General features: G+C 71.6%; 16 protein-coding genes. 4 read left to right on the forward strand and 12 right to left on the reverse strand.

The genetic code is table 11. From position 1 onward, the window contains the following. Positions 1-18: 18 nt before the first annotated feature. The 5 genes from FHX46_RS07560 to FHX46_RS07580 all read right to left on the reverse strand — a co-directional run bounded on the left by FHX46_RS07560 (position 19) and on the right by FHX46_RS07580 (position 8,648). Entirely contained in the window at positions 19-1,470 is a 1,452-nt protein-coding gene (locus FHX46_RS07560) for a glutamate synthase subunit beta (protein WP_167111919.1), read from the reverse strand. Continuing rightward, the gene (gene gltB, locus FHX46_RS07565; RefSeq protein WP_167111921.1) at positions 1,463-5,992 is read right to left on the reverse strand and encodes a glutamate synthase large subunit; all 4,530 of its coding nucleotides are present in this window, start codon (positions 5,990-5,992) and stop codon (positions 1,463-1,465) included. Before gltB ends, FHX46_RS07560 begins: the two co-directional genes overlap by 8 nt. A gap of 481 nt (positions 5,993-6,473) precedes the next feature. Further along, the gene (locus FHX46_RS07570) at positions 6,474-7,247 is read right to left on the reverse strand and encodes a 2-keto-4-pentenoate hydratase (protein WP_167111923.1); all 774 of its coding nucleotides are present in this window, start codon (positions 7,245-7,247) and stop codon (positions 6,474-6,476) included. After that, on the reverse strand, positions 7,244-8,041 hold the full coding sequence (locus FHX46_RS07575; RefSeq protein ID WP_167111925.1) for a 2-keto-4-pentenoate hydratase: 798 nt from the start codon (positions 8,039-8,041) through the stop codon (positions 7,244-7,246). Before FHX46_RS07575 ends, FHX46_RS07570 begins: the two co-directional genes overlap by 4 nt. 64 nt (positions 8,042-8,105) lie before the next feature. Continuing rightward, complete coding sequence (locus FHX46_RS07580; protein WP_167111927.1) at positions 8,106-8,648, reverse strand: TetR/AcrR family transcriptional regulator; 543 nt, start codon at positions 8,646-8,648, stop codon at positions 8,106-8,108. 68 nt (positions 8,649-8,716) lie between these two features. Here FHX46_RS07580 and FHX46_RS07585 point away from each other — a divergent pair, with 68 nt between their 5' ends. Together FHX46_RS07585 and FHX46_RS07590 are read left to right on the forward strand one after the other, a co-directional pair. Next, complete coding sequence (locus FHX46_RS07585; protein WP_167111929.1) at positions 8,717-9,472, forward strand: ABC transporter ATP-binding protein; 756 nt, start codon at positions 8,717-8,719, stop codon at positions 9,470-9,472. Position 9,473: 1 nt separating this feature from the next. Beyond that, positions 9,474-10,799: an FtsX-like permease family protein gene (locus FHX46_RS07590; protein ID WP_167111931.1), complete on the forward strand. Its 1,326-nt coding sequence runs from the start codon at positions 9,474-9,476 to the stop codon at positions 10,797-10,799. 40 nt (positions 10,800-10,839) lie between these two features. On the opposite strand, the gene FHX46_RS07595 is transcribed toward FHX46_RS07590, so the two are convergent. Genes FHX46_RS07595 through FHX46_RS07615 form a run of 5 tightly spaced genes read right to left on the reverse strand, consistent with a single transcriptional unit; the run spans position 10,840 to position 15,658 of the window. Then, on the reverse strand, positions 10,840-12,090 hold the full coding sequence (locus FHX46_RS07595; RefSeq protein WP_167111933.1) for an ABC transporter substrate-binding protein: 1,251 nt from the start codon (positions 12,088-12,090) through the stop codon (positions 10,840-10,842). Beyond that, positions 12,087-13,226, reverse strand: coding sequence for a branched-chain amino acid ABC transporter permease (locus tag FHX46_RS07600; RefSeq protein WP_167121240.1), 1,140 nt, complete (start codon positions 13,224-13,226; stop codon positions 12,087-12,089). The genes FHX46_RS07595 and FHX46_RS07600 overlap by 4 nt, the downstream gene beginning before the upstream one ends. A gap of 7 nt (positions 13,227-13,233) precedes the next feature. Further along, positions 13,234-14,112, reverse strand: coding sequence for a branched-chain amino acid ABC transporter permease (locus FHX46_RS07605; protein WP_167121238.1), 879 nt, complete (start codon positions 14,110-14,112; stop codon positions 13,234-13,236). Beyond that, a complete protein-coding gene (locus tag FHX46_RS07610) occupies positions 14,112-14,882 on the reverse strand; it encodes an ABC transporter ATP-binding protein (RefSeq protein ID WP_208400048.1) in 771 nt (256 codons plus the stop codon). The genes FHX46_RS07605 and FHX46_RS07610 overlap by 1 nt, the downstream gene beginning before the upstream one ends. Then, the gene (locus tag FHX46_RS07615; protein WP_167121242.1) at positions 14,879-15,658 is read right to left on the reverse strand and encodes an ABC transporter ATP-binding protein; all 780 of its coding nucleotides are present in this window, start codon (positions 15,656-15,658) and stop codon (positions 14,879-14,881) included. Before FHX46_RS07615 ends, FHX46_RS07610 begins: the two co-directional genes overlap by 4 nt. A gap of 176 nt (positions 15,659-15,834) precedes the next feature. Between FHX46_RS07615 and FHX46_RS07620 the strand changes: the two genes are divergently transcribed. Together FHX46_RS07620 and FHX46_RS07625 are read left to right on the forward strand one after the other, a co-directional pair. After that, positions 15,835-17,001: a GAF domain-containing sensor histidine kinase gene (locus FHX46_RS07620; RefSeq protein WP_167111935.1), complete on the forward strand. Its 1,167-nt coding sequence runs from the start codon at positions 15,835-15,837 to the stop codon at positions 16,999-17,001. After that, complete coding sequence (locus tag FHX46_RS07625; protein WP_167111936.1) at positions 16,998-17,618, forward strand: response regulator; 621 nt, start codon at positions 16,998-17,000, stop codon at positions 17,616-17,618. Before FHX46_RS07620 ends, FHX46_RS07625 begins: the two co-directional genes overlap by 4 nt. 55 nt (positions 17,619-17,673) lie before the next feature. On the opposite strand, the gene FHX46_RS07630 is transcribed toward FHX46_RS07625, so the two are convergent. Both FHX46_RS07630 and FHX46_RS07635 read right to left on the reverse strand, forming a co-directional pair. Next, positions 17,674-18,192 (reverse strand): hypothetical protein, encoded by a 519-nt coding sequence (locus FHX46_RS07630; protein ID WP_167111938.1) that lies wholly within the window; start codon positions 18,190-18,192, stop codon positions 17,674-17,676. A 58-nt stretch (positions 18,193-18,250) separates the two neighbouring features. After that, positions 18,251-20,170: a S53 family peptidase gene (locus tag FHX46_RS07635; RefSeq protein WP_243871242.1), complete on the reverse strand. Its 1,920-nt coding sequence runs from the start codon at positions 20,168-20,170 to the stop codon at positions 18,251-18,253. Positions 20,171-20,236: the final 66 nt, after the last annotated feature.

Raw genomic sequence — 20,236 nt, forward strand, 5'->3', positions numbered from 1 at the left:
CCGGCCCGCCCCGGGGTCCTAGGCGATCGGCCGGTCCGTCGGCGCGATCGGGGCCGGCAGGACGTCCCGGCCCGTCAGGTAGGCGTCCACCCCGGCGGCCGCGGACCGGCCCTCGGCGATCGCCCACACGATCAGCGACTGCCCGCGGCCCATGTCGCCGGCCACGAACACGTTGTCCACACTGGTGCGGAAGTTCTCGTCCCGGGCCACGTTGCCGCGGGCGTCCAGCTCCACGCCGAGCTGCTCCAGCAGGCCCTCGCGCTGCGGGCCGACGAAACCCATCGCCAGCAGCACCAGCTGCGCGGGCAGCTCCCGCTGGGTGCCTTCGACCTCGACGAACTTCCCGCCCTCGTTGCGCACCTCGACCAGCCGCAGCGCCCGCAGGTTGCCCTCGTCGTCGGCGAGGAACTCCTGCGTGCTCACCGAGTACAGGCGCTCGCCGCCCTCTTCGTGCGCGGAGGACACCCGGTAGATCATCGGGTACGTCGGCCACGGGTGGGCCTCCGACCGCGACTCGGGCGGGCGGGGCATGATCTCCAGCTGGGTCACCGACAGCGCACCCTGCCGGTGCGCGGTGCCGACGCAGTCCGCACCGGTGTCACCACCGCCGATGACCACGACGTGCTTGCCCTCGGCGGAGATCGGCGACGACTCCAGCGCCCCGGCGGCGACCCGGTTCGCCAGCGGCAGGTACTCCATCGCCTGGTACACCCCGGGCGTCTCGCGGCCCGGCGCGGGCAGGTCCCGCCACGCGGTCGCACCCCCGGCGAGCACGACGGCGTCGTAGGACGACCGCAGCTCGTCGGCGGTGATGTCCACGCCGACGTCGACACCGGTGCGGAACTCGGTGCCCTCGGCGCGCATCTGGTCCAGGCGCCGGTCCAGCCGCCGCTTCTCCATCTTGAACTCGGGGATGCCGTACCGCAGCAGGCCGCCGATGGCGTCGGCCCGCTCGAACACGACCACCTCGTGCCCGGCGCGGGTCAGCTGCTGGGCGGCGGCCAGGCCGGACGGGCCGGACCCGACGACGGCGACCTTCTTGCCGGTGCGCGTCACCGGGGGCTGCGGCGTGATCCAGCCCTCCTCCCAGGCGCGGTCCACGATGGAGATCTCGACCCGCTTGATCGTCACCGGGTCGTCGTTGATCCCCAGCACGCAGGCGGTCTCGCACGGCGCCGGGCACAGCGTCCCGGTGAACTCCGGGAAGTTGTTCGTGGCGTGCAGCCGCTCGATCGCGTCGCGCCAGTCGTCGCTCCAGACCAGCGTGTTCCACTCCGGGATCAGGTTGCCCAGCGGGCAGCCCTGGTGGCAGAACGGGATGCCGCAGTCCATGCAGCGGCCGGCCTGCTTCTCCAGCTTGCTGGTGGCGAAGTCCTCGTACACCTCACGCCAGTCGAGCAGCCGCAGCGGCACCGGCCGGGTCTTCGGCGTCTCGCGGGGCGTCGTGAGAAAACCCTTGGGGTCAGCCATGTGCGGCCTCCATGATGGCTTCGTTCACGTCCCGGCCGTCGCGCTCGGCTTCCGCCCGAGCGGCCAGGACTCGCTTGTAGTCCTTGGGCATGACCTTGCCGAAGCGGGGGACCGTGGTCTCCCAGTCGGCCAGCAGCGCCCGCGCCAGCGGCGACCCGGTCTCCACGAAGTGCGCCTCGACGGCGTCGCGCAGGAACTCGACGTCCTCGTCGTCCAGCGGGTCGACGTCGACCATCTCCGGGTTGACCCGCAGCGGCGACAGGTCCAGCACGTAGGCGATCCCGCCGGACATGCCGGCCGCGAAGTTGCGCCCGGTCGGGCCGAGCACGACGACGCGTCCGCCGGTCATGTACTCGCAACCGTGGTCACCGACGCCCTCGACCACGGCCAGCGCGCCGGAGTTGCGCACGCAGAACCGCTCGCCGACCCTGCCGCGCAGGAAAATCTGCCCGCTGGTGGCGCCGTAGCCGATCACGTTGCCGGCGATGATGTTCTGCTCGGCCGCGAGCTTCGCCTCCTTCGGCGGGCGCACGATGATCCGGCCGCCGGAGAGGCCCTTGCCGACGTAGTCGTTGGCGTCGCCGAACAGCCGCAGCGTGATGCCCCTGGGCACGAACGCGCCGAACGACTGGCCGGCGGTGCCGGTGAACGTCACGTCGATCGTGTCGTCCGGCAGGCCCTCGCCGCCCCAGCGCTTGGTCAGCTCGGACCCGAGCATGGTGCCCACGGTCCGGTTCACGTTGCGCACCGGCAGTTCCAGGCGCACCTTGTCGCCGGAGCTCAGCGCACCCTCGGCGAGCTGGATCAGCGTGTTGTCCAGCGCCTTCTCCAGGCCGTGGTCCTGGGCGACCACCTGGTGCCGCGCGGCGCGCGGCTCCAGCTCGGGCACGTGGAAGATCGGCGACAGGTCCAGCCCGCGCGCCTTCCAGTGGTCGACGGCCTTGCGGGTGTCGAGCATCTCGGCGTGCCCGACGGCCTCCTCGATCGACCGGAAGCCCAGCCGCGCCAGGTACTCGCGCACCTCCTGCGCGATGAACTCGAAGAAGTTCACCACGTACTCGGCCTTCCCGCTGAACTTCTCGCGCAGCTTCGGGTTCTGCGTCGCCACGCCCACCGGGCAGGTGTCGAGGTGGCAGACCCGCATCATGATGCAGCCGGACACCACCAGCGGCGCGGTGGCGAAGCCGAACTCCTCGGCGCCGAGCAGCGCGGCGATCACCACGTCGCGGCCGGTCTTGAGCTGGCCGTCGGTCTGCACCACGATCCGGTCGCGCAGCCGGTTGGCCAGCAGCGTCTGCTGCGTCTCGGCCAGGCCCAGTTCCCACGGGCCACCGGCGTGCTTGATCGAGGACAGCGGCGAGGCGCCGGTGCCGCCGTCGTGACCGGAGATCAGCACGACGTCCGCGTGCGCCTTGGACACGCCGGCCGCGACCGTGCCGACGCCGACCTCGGACACCAGCTTCACGTGGATGCGGGCGGCCGGGTTGGCGTTCTTCAGGTCGTGGATCAGCTGCGCCAGGTCCTCGATCGAGTAGATGTCGTGGTGCGGCGGCGGTGAGATCAGCCCGACACCGGGCGTGGAGTGCCGCGTCTTGGCGATCCACGGGTACACCTTCGCGCCGGGCAGCTGACCGCCCTCGCCGGGCTTGGCGCCCTGGGCCATCTTGATCTGGATGTCGTCGGCGTTGACCAGGTACTCGCTGGTCACCCCGAACCGGCCGCTGGCGACCTGTTTGACGGCGCTGCGCCGCTCGGGGTCGTAGAGCCGCTCCGGGTCCTCACCGCCCTCACCGGTGTTGGACTTGCCGCCCAGCCGGTTCATCGCGATCGCGAGGGTTTCGTGCATCTCCTGCGAGATCGAGCCGTAGGAGATGGCGCCGGTGGCGAACCGCTTCACGATCTCGGAGACCGGCTCGACCTCCTCGATCGGCACCGGCGGGCGCACGCCCTCCTTCAGCTCGAACAGGCCGCGCAGCGTGAACAGCTTCTTCGACTGCTCGTCGACGGCGTTGGTGTACTCCTTGAACACCTCGTAGCGGCCGGTGCGGGTGGAGTGCTGGAGCTTGAAGACCGTGTGCGGGTTGAACAGGTGCGGCTCGCCCTCGCGCCGCCACTGGTAGTCCGAGCCGATCTCCAGCTCGCGGTGGCCGGCGCGGAACCCGTCCCGCGGGAACGCGCGGGCGTGCCGCTGCCGGACCTCCTCGTGCAGCACGTCGAAGCCGACGCCGCCCAGCCGGGAGGTGGTGCCGGTGAAACAGGTGTCGATGACCTCCTGCGACAGGCCGAGCGCCTCGAAGATCTGCGCGCCGGTGTAGGAGGCCACAGTGGACACTCCCATCTTCGACATCGTCTTGCGCACGCCCTTGCCCAGCGCCTTGATCAGGTTCCGGGTCGCCTGCTGCGGCGTGACACCCGGGATCTTGCCGTCGCGGGCCAGTTCCTCGACCGTGGCCATCGCCAGGTACGGGTTCACCGCGGCGGCGCCGTAACCGAGCAGCAGCGCGATGTGGTGCACCTCGCGGGCGTCGGCGGTCTCGGCGATGATGCCGACCTGGGTGCGGGTCTTCTGCCGCACCAGGTGGTGGTGCACCGCGCCGGTGAGCAGCAGCGACGGGATCGCCGCGTGGTCGGCGTCGACCCCGCGGTCGGACAGCACGATCAGCCGCGCGCCCTCGGAGATCGCGTTGGACACCTCGGTCCGGATCTCCTCCAGGCGGGCCACCAGCGCGTCCCCGCCGCCGTGCACGTCGTAGAGGCCGTGGATGGTGACCGCGGCGAACTCCGGCAGGTCGCCGTCGTCGTTGATGTGCACCAGCTTGGCCAGCTCGTCGTTGTCCAGCACCGGGAACGGCAGGACGACGCGGCGGCAGGACTCGCCGCTGGCCTCCAGCAGGTTCGGCTGGGCGCCCAGCTGGGTGCCCAGCGACGTCACCAGCTCCTCCCGGATCGCGTCCAGCGGCGGGTTGGTGACCTGGGCGAACAGCTGGATGAAGTAGTCGAAGATCGGGCGCGGGCCGGACGACAGCGTCGCGAGCGGCGAGTCGTTGCCCATCGACCCGATCGGCTCCGCGCCGCTGCGCGCCATCGGCGACAGCAGCGTGTCGAGCTCCTCCTCGGTGTAGCCGAACGCCTGCTGCCGGCGCACCAGCGAGGCGTGCGTGGGCACCTCGCGCTCGCGCTCGGGCAGTTCCTCCAGCCGCACCAGGCCCTGGCGGACCCACTCGTCGTACGGGTGCTCGGCGGCCAGCTGTCCCTTGATCTCCTCGTCGTCGACGATGCGCCCCAGCGCGGTGTCCACGAGGAACATGCGGCCCGGCTCCAGCCTGCCCTTCTGCACGATCGTCGCCTGGTCCAGCTCCAGCACGCCGACCTCGCTGGCCAGCACGACCAGGCCGTCCTCGGTGACCCAGTACCGGGCCGGCCGCAGGCCGTTGCGGTCGAGTACCGCGCCGATCTGGGTGCCGTCGGTGAACGACACCAGCGCCGGGCCGTCCCACGGCTCCATCAGGGTGGAGTGGAACTCGTAGAACGCCCGCCGGGCGGGATCCATCTCCTCGTGGTTCTCCCACGCCTCCGGGATCATCATCAGCACGGCGTGCGGCAGGCTGCGGCCGCCCAGGTGCAGCAGTTCCAGCACCTCGTCGAAGGACGCCGAGTCGCTCGCGCCGCGGGTGACGACCGGGTAGATCCGCTTGAGGTCACCGGGGATCAGGTCGGTGGCGAGCATCGACTCGCGCGCGTCCATCCAGTTCCGGTTGCCGCGCAGCGTGTTGATCTCGCCGTTGTGCGCCACGTACCGGTAGGGGTGCGCCAGTGGCCACGACGGGAAGGTGTTGGTGGAGAAGCGGGAGTGGACCAGGCCGATGGCACTGGTCACCCGCTCGTCGGTCAGGTCGGGGAAGAACCGCGGCACCTGCGGCTCGGTGAGCATTCCCTTGTAGACGATCGTGCGGGCGGACAGGCTCGGGAAGTACACGTCCTCATCGGCCAGCAGGCGCTCGGCCCGTTTGCGCACGACGAACGCGGCGCGCTCGAGGTCCAGGCCGGTGCGCACGCCCTCGTGCGAGGTGAGGAACAGCTGCGCGAAGTGCGGCATCGTGGTGGCCGCGGTCGGCCCGACGTGCTCGGGGTCCACCGGGACCTCGCGCCAGCCCAGGACCCGCAGGCCCTCCTCGGCGGCGATGCCCTCGATCGCGCTCATCGCGCGGCCGCGGGCGGTCTCCCCGGTGGGCAGGAACGCGGTGCCCACGGCGTAGTGACCGGCCTCCGGCAGGTCGAAGCCGACGACCTCGCGGAAGAACGCGTCCGGCACCTGGATCAGGATGCCCGCGCCGTCGCCGGTCTCCGGTTCGGCTCCTCTGGCGCCACGGTGTTCCAGGTTGCGCAGGGCCGTGAGGGCCTTGGTCACGATGTCGTGGCTGCGTCGGCCGGACATGTCGGCGACGAACGCGACACCGCAGGCATCGTGCTCGTATTGCGCGTCGTACAAGCCGTCTGGCTTGCGAACACTGGGGCGGGTCACGGCTGGCCGTCTCCTCACACGTGGGCGCGGCGCGGGCGCTGCTAACACAGCGGCCCTCCTGCGCGATGGTCAGTCGGGAGCAGAGGTAGGAGTCGCCCGAACGAGGGCAGGACTCACCTACACCGGCCACACGTCATCGGGTGGCCGCGGTCGGCACGTCGTCGGGCCGCTGGCGCGCATCAGCGTGTCCCGGGTCGTGGTGGGCGGGTCCCCGCGGCGCGCCAGTTACCCCCGGGTTCGCCGGGTCTTATGACAGTAATGTGAATTCGCCGTGATCGATATACGCCGACCGGACTCGTGGCATATGCCATAGGGGCGTTGACGGCGCAGCCCCCGGTGTGGAAGTGCCTCCCGCCCCGCCGTTGACCTGCGCGAACACCGATCCGGTCGGGCCGGTGATCGATTCACCGGATCGGGTGGCGAGCCGATCAAGTAATCAAGGTGTTACGAACGGGTGCCGACCGCGTCCCGGGCCGGGCGCTCAGCCGGATACCGTCACCGACCCGAGATCGGTGAAGTGCGCCGCGATGCGCGAGCCCGCCTCGACGGGGACGGCCTCCGTCAGCCCGCCGGTCAGCACGATCCACCCGGCCTCCAGCGCCAGCCCCCGTTCCGCCAGCGTGTTCGCCGCCAGCGCCAGCGCTTCACCCGGATGGCCGAGCACCGCCGCCCCGGTGGCGCTGTCCACGATCGCCCCGTCGACCTCCAGCAGGCACGCCTGGAGGGACAGATCCAGCCCGGACGGCGCGACCCCGACCGGACCGACGCGGAACACGCTCGACGACGCGTTGTCCGCGATGGTGTCCGGTGCGGCGAACCGGAAGTCCTGGTAACGCGAGTCGATGACCTCGATCCCGCCGTGGATCCGGTCCACCGCGCCCATCGCCACCGCCGCGGTGACACCGGGCCCGGCGAGGCGTTCACCCAGCACGAACACGATCTCCGGCTCGGCGCGCGGGTGGATCAGCCGCGGCAGCGGGTCCGCGGCAGGCAGCACCATGGCGTCGGTGAGCCAGGCCAGCACGGGACGGTCCACGCCCATGCGCTCCTGCTGCGGCCGGGACGTCAACCCCAGTTTGATCCCGATCAGCTTCTCGCCGCGGGCCAGCCGCAACCGCAGCGCCTCGTCCTGGACGGCGTATGCGGTGCGCACGTCCAGCCCCGGCCATTCCGCGGTGATCGGCCCGCGCGCCGCGCCCGCGTCCTCCGCCGCCAGCAGCACCCGTGCCGCCTCGGCGATGCTCCACCCGGTCATGCGTCCTCCCCGCCCGCGAACACCGCGGTCACACTGCCCAGCCCGGCCACCGTGGCCACCACCGTGTCCCCGGCCCGCACCGGGATCGCCCTGGTCATCGAACCGGGCAGCACGACGTGGCCCGGCTCCAGGTCGACGCCCAGCGGGCCGACCGTGTTCGCCAGCCACACCAGCGCGTTCAGCGGTGATCCGAGCACCGCGCCGCCCGCCCCGGTGGCGGCGAGCTCCCCGTTGGCGTGCAGGGTGCACCCGGCGAGCCGAAGGTCCACCGACGACAGTGCGGTCGGCCGGCTGCCCAGCACCACTCCGCCGGAGGAGGCGTTGTCGGCGATGGTGTCCACGATCGAGATGCGCCAGTCCGCGATCCGGGAGTCGACGATCTCCAGCGCCGGGAGCACGAAGTCGACCGCGCGCACGGCGTCGGCCACGGTCACGCCCGGTCCGGACAGCTTCCGCCCCAGCACGAACGCGATCTCGGGTTCGATCCGCGGCTGGAGGAAGCCGCCGGCCGGGATCGGCTGGTGCTCGAGGTGGAACATGCCGCCGGTGAGGTGCCCGTAGTCCGGCTGGTCCACGCCCATCTGCCGCTGCATCGCCGCCGAGGCCAGGCCCACCTTGTGGCCCTTGACCTCCGCGCCGCCCTCGGTCCACACGCGCACCTGGTCGAGCTGGATCCGGTAGGCGTCCTCGACCGTCGCCTCCGGGTAGGTCTCGATCAGGGGACCGATCGGCTTGCCCGCCGCGTAGGCCTGCAGCAGGAGGTCGGCCGCCTCGCGTACCGCTGTCGCATCCATGGCCCGAACTCTCGTGGCCGGGCCCGCGGACCGCAAGCACCGCGTTCCGCTCCGCGGCACACCGCTAGACGTGCGTGTGCTGGTCGGCGGCGACGATCTCCGCCGCCGACGGTGCGTGCGCGGGGTCGGTCAGCCACTGCAGGGCGACGCCGACGAGCAGCGAGTAGTAGTGCGAGCCCACGATCCGGACCCGTTCCGGGTCGGCATCCGGGCCTAGACCGCCGAAGGCCCTGGCCAGTGCCGTGCGGGCCGCCTGCTGCGCCTGCGCGGTCATCTCCCGGATCTTCGCGTCGTGCTGGAGGTAGGCGACCCCCTCGAAGTTGACGAACCACAGCTGCCGGTTGCCGCGGACCGACTCGATGATCCGCTCCCACAGCGCCTCGTGGGTGTCGCCGTCGCCGAGCGCCTGGAAGAGCAGTTCACCCCATTCGGTGTTCAGTTCGTGCAGCGCGCGTGTGAGCAGCTCGTCCTTGGACCCGAAGTGGTAGTTGATCGACGCCAGGTTCGCACCTGACGCGGCTGCCAGGTCCCGTGCGGTCGTGCGCGCGTACCCGACGCGAAGGAGGCATCCGCGGGCCGCTGTCAGCAAATTCTCTCGATGTCCCACGTCTGCTAACGTATCATGTGTACGTTCGTTTAAAACGACCGTTCATCACATCGAAGGGGATCATCACCATGGGCACTCCAGCCGTGCGCATCAGGGGGCTGCGCTGCAGGTTCGAGGGAGAGGCGGGGCCGGTCGACGCCCTGCGCGGCGTCGATCTCGACGCCGAACGAGGATCGTTCCTGGCGATCATGGGACCGTCCGGATCGGGCAAGACGACGCTGCTGCACAGCGCGGCCGGGCTGCGCACCCCGACCGCGGGCAGCGTCGAGCTCAACGGCGAGAGCCTGGCCGGGCTCGGCGAGACCAAGCTGGCGGAGTTGCGCCGCCGGCGCATCGGGTTCGTGTTCCAGGCGTTCAACCTGCTCCCGGCGCTGACCGCCAGGGAGAACGTGGAACTGCCGCTGCGGCTGGACGGTCGCCGTCCGGATCCGAAGCGGACCGAGGCGATGCTCGCCGGCGTCGGCCTCGCGCAGCGCGGCGGGCACCGGCCGGACCAGCTCTCCGGCGGGCAGAAGCAACGCGTCGCGGTGGCGCGGGCGCTGATCACCGACCCGGAGGTCGTCTTCGCAGACGAGCCCACCGGGGCGCTGGACATCCGCAGCGCCCGCGAGGTCCTCAGCCTGCTGCGCGGGCTCGCCGACCGGGGCCAGACGATCATCATGGTCACCCACGACCCGGTCGCCGCGTCGTTCTCCGACCGGGTGCTGTTCCTCGCCGACGGCCTGATCGTCGACCGCCTCGACCGGCCGTCCGCGGCGGCGGTGGCGAGCCGGATGGCGACGCTGGTCGAGTCCGCCGAGCGCGCCGCGATGGGGGTGAGCTGACGTGGTGGGTCTCGCACTGCGGCTGTTCCGCCACCACCGGGGCGCGGCCATCGCCACCGGCCTGGTGGCGCTGATCGGGATGGGGCTGGTCACCGCGATGACCGCGCTCCTGGGCACCGGGCTCGCGGACACCACCGCGGCCGCCGACCGGCCGTTCCTCACCGAGTTCCCGGTGATCATGGGCGGCTGGGTGGTGGCGATCGTGCTGTTCGCGATGGTCTCCACGGTCAGCGTGACCCTGAGCGGACGGACCGGTGAGATCGGCGGCCTGCGGTTGATCGGGGCGACACCCCGCCAGGTGCAGGTGATGGTCTCGGCCGAGACCTTCGCCGTCTCCGCGGTGGCGTTGCTGCCCGGCCTGGGCGCGGGCTACCTGCTCGGCTGGATCGTGCTGACCGCGGTGCGGTCCTCCGGGCTGATCGATCCGGCCTCGGTGTACTCGCCGGGGCTCGGGCTGCCCCTGCTCGGCGTCCTGGTCGTGCTGGTTGCGACCGTGGTGGCGGCCTGGATCGGCAGCCGCAGCACAGCCGGGCGCAGTCCGGTCGAGAGCGCGGGCCCGGCGCGGGGCAAGCGGTCCGGCCGGTCTCCGCGGCGGATCATCGCGGTGGTGGTGCTCGTCGCGGGTGTCGGTTCGGCGTCGGCGGTGCTCGGCCTGGACGCGGACAACATCGCCACGACCGCGATGACCGGGCCGGCCACGGTGCTCACCGCGATCGGGCTGGCGGTGCTCGCGCCGGAACTCGTCGGCGTGGCGAACCGGGTGCTGCGTGCTCTGTCCGCGTTGCCGCGCGGCGCGGCGGGCCACCTCGCGGCGATCAACCTCGCCGCGGCACCGGAGCGGGTGCGGCCCGCGGTCACGTTCCTCACGCTGCTCGTCGGGGTGTCCGCCGGCACGCTCAGCATGCAGGGCATCGAGAACCAGCACTCGGTCGCGGGCAGCACGGCGCAGGTGCTGGCGTCGATCAACTACCTCGTGGTGGTCCTGATCGCGGTGTTCATGGCGATCGCGCTCACCAACAACCTGGTGGCCGCGCTCGGCCGGCGGAGCGAGGAGTTCGGCGCGATGTCGCTGATCGGGTCCACGGCGGGACAGACCCGCGGAATGCTGCTGCGGGAGATCGTCGCGGCGACGCTCGTCAGCGTCATCGCCGCGGTGGTGGGCGCGGTCGTGTGCGTCATCCCGTTCTCGATCGTCAAGACCGGCGGTGTGGCCGCCGCGTTCGCGGCCGGCCCGTACCTGCTGAGCGTCGTGCTCGGCGTGGTGATCGCGGTCGGCGTCACGACCGCCGCCGGTGGCCGCGTGGTGCGCGCGGCCATGGTCCACTGAGGACCCGGCCGGGCCGTCACGACGGCCCGGCCGGGTTCGCTCACTTCTGGTGCGGCGCCACGTAGTCCTTGGCGTCCGCGGCTTCGAACAGCGGCTTCACGTACTTGATGCCGCCCACCGAACTCCCGTCCGGCTGCGCCACGTAGACCTCGCGGGTCGGCGGTGCGCCCGGCTTGGAGAAGTCCAGCGGGGCCACCAGGTTGCCGGTGTCGGCCGAAGTGGTCTGCTGCAACGCCCGCAGGATGCCGTCGCGGGTCAGGTCCTTGTTGTCGCAGGCCTTCTTCAGCACCGTGCCCCACACCTCGGCCACCGCGTAGCCGTAGGGCACGCCGGCGTTCGGCGGCTCCGGGAACTTGGCCGCCTGGTACTTCCCGAGCACCTCCTTCGCCTTCGGGATGTCGGCGGCGACCGGCACGCTGCTGGCCACCACGTACAGCCGGTCCAGCGCGTTCGCGGCCGGGCTGTTCAGCAGCACCGGGTCGAACGTGGGGTTGTTGCCCAGCACCGGGACGTTCAGCCCGAGCGCCTTGTTCGCCGCGGCCACCGAACCGGTCTGCGCCGGGGTGGTGGTCAGCAGGATCGCCTTGACACCCTCGCCGCGCAGGCCGGTGACGATGTTGGTCAGGTCGTTGTCCGACGAGGTGATCTTGACCTCGCGCAGGTTCAGGCCGTGCTTCTGCGCGTAGTACTGCGACCCGCGCAGGCCGTTCGCGCCGTACTCGCCGTCGATGTAGATGTGCGCGACGGTGTCGCCGTCCTTGATCATCCCCTGTTCATGCAGGTAGGACAAGCCGTCGATCATCTCCACGTCGTAGGTCGTGCCGACGATCATCACGTACGGGTTGTCCAGCAGCTCCGAGGACCAGGACGCCGGAGTGGTGGTCACCTTGTCGGACTTGATGTTCTGCTTGAGCGCCGCCATGATCGGCGACCCGACCACCTGGACGAACCCGAGCACCTTGGGCTCCAGCTGCGGGTACAGGGTCTTCGCCTGGTCGGCCTTGTAGCCGTGGTCCACGACCTCCAGCCGGACCTGCCGGCCGCACACACCACCGGCGGCGTTGAAGTCGTTGGCCCACAACTGGTTGCCGTGCGTGATGCCGATGGACAGGTTCTTGAACGGACCGGTCAGGTCGCTCATCACGCCGAGGGTGATCTCGTTCGCGGTGACCCCGAGGTCGGTCTTGACGCCGGAGGCGTCCGAGCCGGACGATCCCTGATCGCCCGCCTTCGTGCCGCACGCGGCGACGACCAGCATCGCCGCGAGGACCAGGGAAAGCCGTCGCTTCATCGGGACGTTCCTTCCTTCTTGCGTTGCGCGTGCAGGCCGCCGGTGATCCGGCGCCCGATCGCCGCGAGCCCGCCCGGCTCGAAGAGCACGACCAGGATGATCGCGGCGCCGTAGACGAAGGTGCTGACGAGGATCGGGGTGACCGCGCCCGCGCCGCTCCCGGTGAAGATCCCCAGCTGGTTCGAGTACAGCGAGAGCACCTGCGGCAGCCCGAACACGATGAGCGCGCCGACCAGGGCGCCCCCGATCGAGCCGAGGCCGCCGATGATCACCATCGCCAGGTAGGCGATCGAGACGTTGATGCCGTAGGTACCGAACTCGTTCTCGTCCGGCTTGAGGATGTCGAACCACAGCACCGTCATCACGCCGGCCAGCCCGGCGTAGGCGGAGGACACCGCGAACGCGCCGGCCTTGGCCCACGCCACGTTGACGCCCATCGCCGCGGCCGACGCCTCGTGGTCACGTACCGCCCGCCAGGACCGCCCGACCCGGCTCCGTACCGCACCGCGTGCCAGCACGAACGCGATCACCGTCAGGGCCAGGTACAGGTACCACAGGCGTTCGGCCTGCCGCAGCGGCACACCGAGCACCACCAGGCTGCCCGAGTTGTCGAAGGTGAATCCGAACAGCGCGAACGGCGCCGGGGTGCGGCCGGTGGAGGTACCGCCGGTCAGCCGGTCCGCGGACTGTCCGAAGTAGAGGCCGATGAACACCAGCGACAGCGACGCCACGCCCAGGTAGATGCCGCGCAGCCGCCCGGACACGGGCGCGAACGCCAGGCCCAGCAGCGCGGTGACCGCCACCGCGGCGAGCAGCGCCAGCAGCGGGTCCACGCCGAACCCGACCACCCTGCCGTCTTCCGTTCCGCTCGCCAGCACGGTGTAGGTGGTGCCGCCGGCGAGCAGGAAGAACGCGTGCGCCAGGGACAGCTGACCGGCCTGGCCCACCAGCATGGTCAGCCCGATCGCGCCGACCGCGCCGGTCATCATCCACTGCCCGGCCTTGAGCCACTCGGAGCCCACGTACAGCGGCAGCGCCAGCAGCACCACCAGCAGGACCAGCCACGCGGACCACCGCAGCCAGCGGAGCGGTTTCGCCGGGGCGTTCGCGGTCGCGCCGGCGACCGTCGCCCGCATCGCGAGGTCAGACACGGGTGCTCTCCCTCGTTCCGAACAGGCCGGACGGCCGGACCACCAGCACCAGGAGCATGACCAGGAACACCGCGCTCTTGGAGAAGTCGAACGAGATGTACTGCGCGGACAGTGCCTCGACCAGGCCGACGATCAGGCCGCCGACGATCGCGCCCACGGTCGAGTCGAGTCCGCCCAGGATGGCGGCCGGGAACGCGGCCAGCGCGATCGAATGCGTGCCACGGGACAGGCCGGCGCCGGAGAAGTCCTGCGTGGCCAGGAACAGCACGGCGACCCCGGCCAGCAGTCCCGCGACGAGCCACGCGGTCATCGTCACCTGCCGGCTGCGGATGCCCATCAGCGCGGCGGCCTCCCGGTTCTCCGCCTGCGCGCGCATCGCGACCCCCCAGTTGGAGAACTTGAACGCCAGGTAGAAGGCGGTGATCAGCACCGCGGCCACGGCCATCGCGACCAGGTGCGTGCGGAACAACGTGATGCCACCGACCTGGATCGGCTTGGCGTCCCACGCCTCGCCGAGGAACGGCACGCCGACGCCGAGCCGCCGCACGATCTCCTCGGCCACGATCACGTCCACGCCGATCGTGAGCAGCGCCAGGCTGTTCGGGTCGGCCAGCTTGGTGCGGGACAGCAGCAGCCGTTCCACCACCACCGCGAGCAGTCCGGCGCCGGCGACGCCGACCAGCGAGGCGCCGAGCCAGCCCAGCGACTCGCGGGTCACCACCACCAGGTAGCCGCCGAAGAGCACCAGCGAGCCGTGCGCGAAGTTGATCACCTCGGTGGCCTTGAAGATGATCACGAATCCCAGTGCGAGCAGCGCGTAGACCGCGCCCTTGCCGAGGCCGTTCACCGCCAGCTGCAGGAACGTGTGCATCACGCGGCCTCCGTTCCCAGGTACGCCCGGACCACTTCCGGATCCCGCTGCACCTCATCGGGCGGGCCGTCGGCGATGCGGCGGCCGAAGTCGAGCACCGTGACCCGGTCGGCGATACCCATCACCAGGCCCATGTCGTGCTCCACCAGCAGGATCGAGATGCCCAGCTCGTCGCGCACCGCCCGGACCGTCTCGGCCAGATCGGCCGTCTCCGCCGCGGTCATGCCCGCGGCCGGCTCGTCCAGCATCAGCAGGACCGGTTCCACGGCCAGCGCGCGGGCGATGTCGACCCGTTTGACCTGGCCGTAGGGCAGCGCGGCCACCGGGGTGTGCAGCAGGTGCCCGATGCCGAGGAACTCGCAGATCTCCGTGGCCCGCCGGGTGTGCCTGCGTTCGGCCCGCACGATCCACGGGGCGCGCAGCGCGCATTCCAGGAAACCGCCGCGGGTGAGGGCGTGCCGGCCGAGCATCACGTTGTCCAGCACGCTCGACCCGGGCGAGAGGGCCGCGTTCTGGAAGGCGCGGCCGACGCCGAGCGCGGCCATCCGGTGCGGGCGCAGGCCGGTCAGCTCGGTGTCACCCAGCCGGACCCGGCCCTCCGTGGCCCGGTAGAGGCCGCCGATCACGTTGAAACAACTGGACTTCCCGGCGCCGTTCGGGCCGATCAGGGCGTGCAGCGAACCCGGCCGCACGGTGAACGAGACGTCCTCCAGCGCGGTCAGGCCACCGAAGCGGAGCGTGAGGTGCTCGACGCGCAGTTCCGGGATCATCCGCCCCACCTCGACAGGACGTGCTTGCGTGGCTCGGCTGCCGCCTCGGATCGCGCGTGCCCGCCCAGGTACAGGCGCCGCACGTCCTCGCTGCGGGACAGCTCGTCGGACCGGCCGGCCAGCGCGACCCGGCCCACCTCGAGCACCGCCGCGTGGTCGGCGACGCTCAGCGCCATCACGGCGTTCTGCTCGACCAGCACGACCGCGGTGCCCTGCGCGTGGATCTCCCGGATGATGGCGCTGATCTGGGTCACCACCTTGGGCGCGAGTCCCAGTGAAGGCTCGTCCAGCAGCAGCACGCGCGGTGCGGACATCAGCGCCCGGCCGATCGCGAGCATCTGCTGCTCGCCGCCGGAGAGCAGCCCGGCGCGCTGCCGGGCGCGCTCGGCCAGCACCGGGAACAGCTCGTGCACGCGCTCGCGGGCCTTGACCCGCTGCTCCGCGGACGCCGAGATTCCGCCCGCGCGCAGGTTCTCCTCGACGGACATGCGCGTGAAGATCTGGCGCCCTTCGGGCACGCCGACCACGCCGAGCCGGACGATCGCGGCCGGGTCGAGCCGGTCGATCCGGGTGTCGCCGAGCCGGACCTCACCGCGGGTGACCACGCCGCGGTGCAGTTTGAGCGTCCCGGAAATGGTGCGCAGCAGCGTGGACTTGCCGGCGCCGTTGCCGCCGAGGACGGCGAGGACCCCGTCCTCGGGCACGGTCAGGTCGACGCCGTGCAGGGCGGCGACCGAGCGGCCGTAGCGGACGTGCAGGTCTCGGACGTTCAACACGGTGGGCACCCGCCTCCTCCGATCGTGTGACCGGTGTCACTCTCGGTGGCGGCAATCGTTGATCGGCCCCCGCCCGTCCGGCACCCCCACCTGGAGAGGTTTGCCGGACCTTTGCGCAACCGTGCCCTCTCCAGGAGGGGATGTCCGCACGCCGCCGGGTGTGCGATCGTGGGCAGGTGACCGCAGAGCAGCGTGTCGCCGCGGACCGTGCCGTCGAGCACAGCGACGTGCTCGACGAGCTGTTGCGCGAACGCGAGGGACTACTCGGCACCCTCGACCGGGTGATGGCGCTGCAGGGCACCGCGCACCTGATCCGCGAAGCGCTGGGCGTGCACGCCGCGTTCGTGGGCGAGCTGGAACGCCCGGGCACGGCGGTGATCCGGTGGATGGCCGGGAACAAGACCGACGCGCTCCAGAACCTCGTGGTGCCCACCGGGCAAGGGGTCGGCGGCCGGGTCCTGGCCTCCGGCCGGCCGGTGCGGGTGTCGGACTACCTGAGCGCGCCGACCATCACGCACCAGTTCGACGCGCAGGTCGCCGGTGAGGGGCTCGCCGCGCTGCTCACCGTGCCGATCATCGGCCGTGCCGGGGGCGAGGCGGAAACCCTGGCGATCGCCTACGCCGCCATGCGCGAACCGGCCGACTTCGGCGACGACGCGGTGCGCCGCCTCGAAGGCATCGCCGAGCAGGCCGCGTCCGCGCTCAAGCTGGCGGGCATCGCCGAGTCCGGCCGGGCCGACGCGATCTCCGCGGAGCGGCGGCGGATGCAGAGCGCGCTGCACGATTCGGTCGGCGCGCTGTTGTTCTCGATCGGCGTGCAGGTGCGCAACCTGCACCAGGACGTGGCCGGTGACCCGGTGCTGGAAGGCCGGTTGTGCCGGCTCGAGGGTGACGTCTCGGCGGCGTCACGGGCGCTGCGCGAGTCGTTGCTGTCGTTGTCGGAGTCCACTCCGGAGCGGGCGCTGCCGGTGGAACTGGCCGAGCACTGCCGCTCGTTCGAGTCGCGCTGCGGGCTGCCGGCACGCTTCGTGCAGCTCGCGCCGGTGCGGCCACTGGACGGCGAGCGCACCGCGTTGCTGGTGTGCGCGGTGCGGGAAGGGCTGCTCAACGTCGAAAAGCACGCGCACGCGTGCTCGGTCGTGGTCAGCCTCGGGCCGAGTGCGGGCGGCGTGCAGGTGGTCGTTGCCGATGACGGCACCGGTTCCGGTGACTCCGCCTCCGGAACCGGGGTGGGGCTGCGTTCCCTGGCCGAACGGGCGGCGCGGATGGGCGGGCGGGTGAGCCTGGTCCGGGACGAGGACGGCGGCTGCACGCTGCGGGCCTGGGTGCCCGAGGTGCCATGACCGCGACGGTCCTGGTGGTCGACGACCACCCCGTGGTCCGCGACGGGGTCACCCTGTTGCTGCGGGCCGAGCCGTCGCTGGAGCTGATCGGCAGCGCGGAGTCCGGCCGGGGTGCGCTCGCCCAGGTCGGACTGCTGCGGCCGGATCTCATCCTGCTCGACCTCCGCTTGCCGGACATGCTCGCGCCCGAGGTCATCGCCGGGCTGCGGCAGGTCCACCCGTCCGGGCGGATCGTGGTGTTCACCGCGCACGGTGATCACCAGGGGTTGCTGGCGGCGCTGGACGCGGGGGCGCACGGGTGCCTGCTCAAGGACGTGACCGGCACCGACCTGGTGTCGGCGCTGCGGCGGGTGCTGCGCGGGGAGCGGGTGGTGGACCCGCGGATCATGCCCGACCACCCGTCGCGGTCCGATGCGCTGGCGCGCAGCGGCCTGACCCGGCGGGAGTACGAGGTGCTGCGGCTGGCCGCCCAGGGGCAGACCAACCCGGAGATCGCGGACACCACCGGCCTGACCCGGAACACGGTGAAGACCTACCTCCAGTCGGCACTGCACAAACTGGGGGCGCGCAACCGGGTGGAGGCGATCGGGAAGGCGTCGGAGGCCGGGTTGCTGTGATTCCGGGGCGGCGTTTCACCCGGTGCGACGGCTTCGGCACGAGGAAACCCCGTGATCAGCAGTGGATCCGCAGCCGCACGACCATCGTTTCCGGGGCCAGCTCGTCGAGGTAGGAGTTGGCGAACTCGACGTACCCCATCCCGGCCCGGGGCACCTGGTCGTCGTGGTAGATCCACGTACCGTCCAGGGTCAGCAGGTTCTCCGTGGCGACCACCCGCTTCGGGGTTCGCTGGTTGAACGGGATGCCGAACTGCGACGCCAGCCGCGCGGCGCGGGTGCGCATACCCGCGAAGTCGAGCAGTCCCCGCGGGCCCCCGTCGCACGTCCCGGGAACCCACTCGCGCGGCTCGCCGAAGGAGTCCACCAGCGCCCGGACCAGGCGCGGATCGTCCTCGTGACCGGGGTGCACGTCGAACACGTCGCCGGACCGGCCGATCCACCAGTGGTCCCACTCGCCCTCGCGCGGGGCCGGGTCACCGTTCATGTCGAACGGGGCCATCGCCTCCTCGAGCGCGGCCCGCAGGTCCCGGTGCGCGTCGGGCGGCAGGCAGACGGTGACCAGCTCGTGCGCCATGTGGTCGAACCTTACCGTGGCGGCCACCGGGTTCCCGGCAGCCGCCACGGCGGTCCCGCTACGGCAGGAGCAGGAACGCGAGCCCGTTCGGCACCCCCAGCCCGGTCACGTCGTCGTACCCGGGCGTGGTGTGGATCGACAGGTCCGGCCAGTCGAGATCACGCGCCGAGGTGACCAGGCCACCCGAGGCGTCCACCGAGTTGACGTAGTCGACCCGCATCACCGCCGCGTCGACGTGCTGCACGTCCCGCACCGCCGGGGTGCGCGCGGCCACCTGGTAGAGCACCGGGTTGACGAACCCGTGGTGGAACCCGGTCAGGCTGTCCGACACGGCCATGATCCCGGCGAGCACCGGCGACGCAAGGCTCGTGCCGCCGATGCGGTACTGGTCGTAGTGGACGCCGTCGGGGAAGGTCTGCGTCTGCCCGATCAGGAAACCGGTGTTCGGGTCGCCGACCGCGGAGATGTCCGGCACCACCCGGCCGCGCGCCTTGCCGTGCTGGTTCTGCGCCGCGAGCGCGTCCGGCACGACACCCTTCTGGTAGAACGGCTCGTCGAACAGCACGCTCGTGCCGCCGCCGGAACCGGAGGTGTAGGCACCCGGGTAGGGCGGGGTGTACGCGCCGCCCGTGAGCGTGCTCTTGCCGGTCTCCCAGCCGGTTTCGAACACCGTCCGGCCGTCCTTGCCGATCGCGAGGCTCGTCCCGCCGACCGCGGTCACCCACGAGTCCGACGCCGGGAAGTCCGCCGACGGCGCGCCGAGCCGCGCGGCCTCGTCGCCGTTGTCGCCGGACGAGAAGTACACGCCGATGCCCTCAAGCGCCGCCTGTTGTGCGATCTGCGTCCACACCCGCACTTCGGCGGCCGGGATGTCCTCACCCGCGTCGCCGTAGGAGTTGGAGATGATGTCCGCGCGGTGCCCGGCGACGATCCAGTTCAGGGCCTCGTCGAGCGACGCGTCCTGGCAGTCGGATCCGCCGACGTAGAGGATCTTCGCCCCCGGCGCCATCGCGTGCACCGCCTCGACGTCCAGCGTCTGCTCGCCGTACCAGCCCGCCGCGTCGCACTGGTCCGGCGGCTCCTGGTCGACGTTGGCCGGGAAGACCTGCTGCGCGAACTGCGACGGCCGCAGCGGGTGCCCCGGGTCGTTGCGGCGCGCGTACTCTGCTGCGTCCGCGTACAGCGTCGGTGAAGCGAACGCGTCCACGATCGCCACCGTCGTGCCGGTGCCGTCCGCGCGCACCCCGTCCACCCCGTAGGCCGACCGCAGCTGGGCGGGCGTGTAGCCGCACGGCGCGTAGGGCCGCTGCAGGCCGTGGTACGCCGGGTCGGTTGTGTCGATCTTCTCGCCGTAGTAGGCGCTGCACGGCCGGGCGTTGCGGAAGCCCGCCGGCGGCGGCACGTCGGACGGCGAACCGTCCGTGATGGCCGGCTTCATCAGCGCTGTGGCCTGGTCGACGCCGATCACACCGAGCACGTCGGCGGACAGCGCGGCGGGCACCGACAACTCCCGGTCCGCGGCGCGCAGCACCTGGCCCTCGACGCGGTAGCGCGCCAGATCCACGCCGAACGCCTGCTCCACCTGGCCGGTGGTGCCGGTGGCTTCGACGTAGGCCCGGTTCGGCGGGATGTCGCCGATCGCGAACCCGCTGCCGGACAACCAGTCCCGCACCGCACCGAGCGTGGCGTCGCTCGCCGCGAACCGGTCGCGCACCTGGTCCGGTGACAGGTACTGACGGAAGGACGGACCGGACGGATCGGACACCGCGCGGGCGGCCGCGTCCGCGCCGGCCTGGTCGCGCGTCGTCAGGTAGACCCGGAAGCTCAGCTTCGCGGACGGCGCCGAATCGGCGACCTTGGCCTGCGGGGTTGCCCAGCCCGGGTGGGACGCCGGGATCACCGCGCGTTCCTGCGCCGAAGCGGTCACGGGGAGGGCGAGCACGCCACCAGCCAGCGCGAGCGACGCGACAACGGTCATAGCTCTTCGCATTGGGCCGACAGTAGATCGGTGTCCGGAAAAAGCCAGACCGGCGGCGAATTCGTT

This window comes from Amycolatopsis viridis, assembly GCF_011758765.1.
GTDB classification, from domain to species: Bacteria; Actinomycetota; Actinomycetes; order Mycobacteriales; family Pseudonocardiaceae; genus Amycolatopsis_E; species Amycolatopsis_E viridis.

Coding starts and splice junctions, on each gene's coding strand:
- FHX46_RS07600 (WP_167121240.1), bottom strand. CDS start 13,226: ATGCGGGCGACGGTCGCCGGCGCGACCGCGAACGCCCCGGCGAAACCG.
- FHX46_RS07585 (WP_167111929.1), top strand. CDS start 8,717: ATGGGCACTCCAGCCGTGCGCATCAGGGGGCTGCGCTGCAGGTTCGAG.
- FHX46_RS07575 (WP_167111925.1), bottom strand. CDS start 8,041: ATGGATGCGACAGCGGTACGCGAGGCGGCCGACCTCCTGCTGCAGGCC.
- FHX46_RS07635 (WP_243871242.1), bottom strand. CDS start 20,170: ATGACCGTTGTCGCGTCGCTCGCGCTGGCTGGTGGCGTGCTCGCCCTC.
- FHX46_RS07570 (WP_167111923.1), bottom strand. CDS start 7,247: ATGACCGGGTGGAGCATCGCCGAGGCGGCACGGGTGCTGCTGGCGGCG.
- FHX46_RS07595 (WP_167111933.1), bottom strand. CDS start 12,090: ATGAAGCGACGGCTTTCCCTGGTCCTCGCGGCGATGCTGGTCGTCGCC.
- FHX46_RS07610 (WP_208400048.1), bottom strand. CDS start 14,882: ATGATCCCGGAACTGCGCGTCGAGCACCTCACGCTCCGCTTCGGTGGC.
- FHX46_RS07560 (WP_167111919.1), bottom strand. CDS start 1,470: ATGGCTGACCCCAAGGGTTTTCTCACGACGCCCCGCGAGACGCCGAAG.
- FHX46_RS07625 (WP_167111936.1), top strand. CDS start 16,998: ATGACCGCGACGGTCCTGGTGGTCGACGACCACCCCGTGGTCCGCGAC.
- FHX46_RS07605 (WP_167121238.1), bottom strand. CDS start 14,112: ATGCACACGTTCCTGCAGCTGGCGGTGAACGGCCTCGGCAAGGGCGCG.
- FHX46_RS07630 (WP_167111938.1), bottom strand. CDS start 18,192: ATGGCGCACGAGCTGGTCACCGTCTGCCTGCCGCCCGACGCGCACCGG.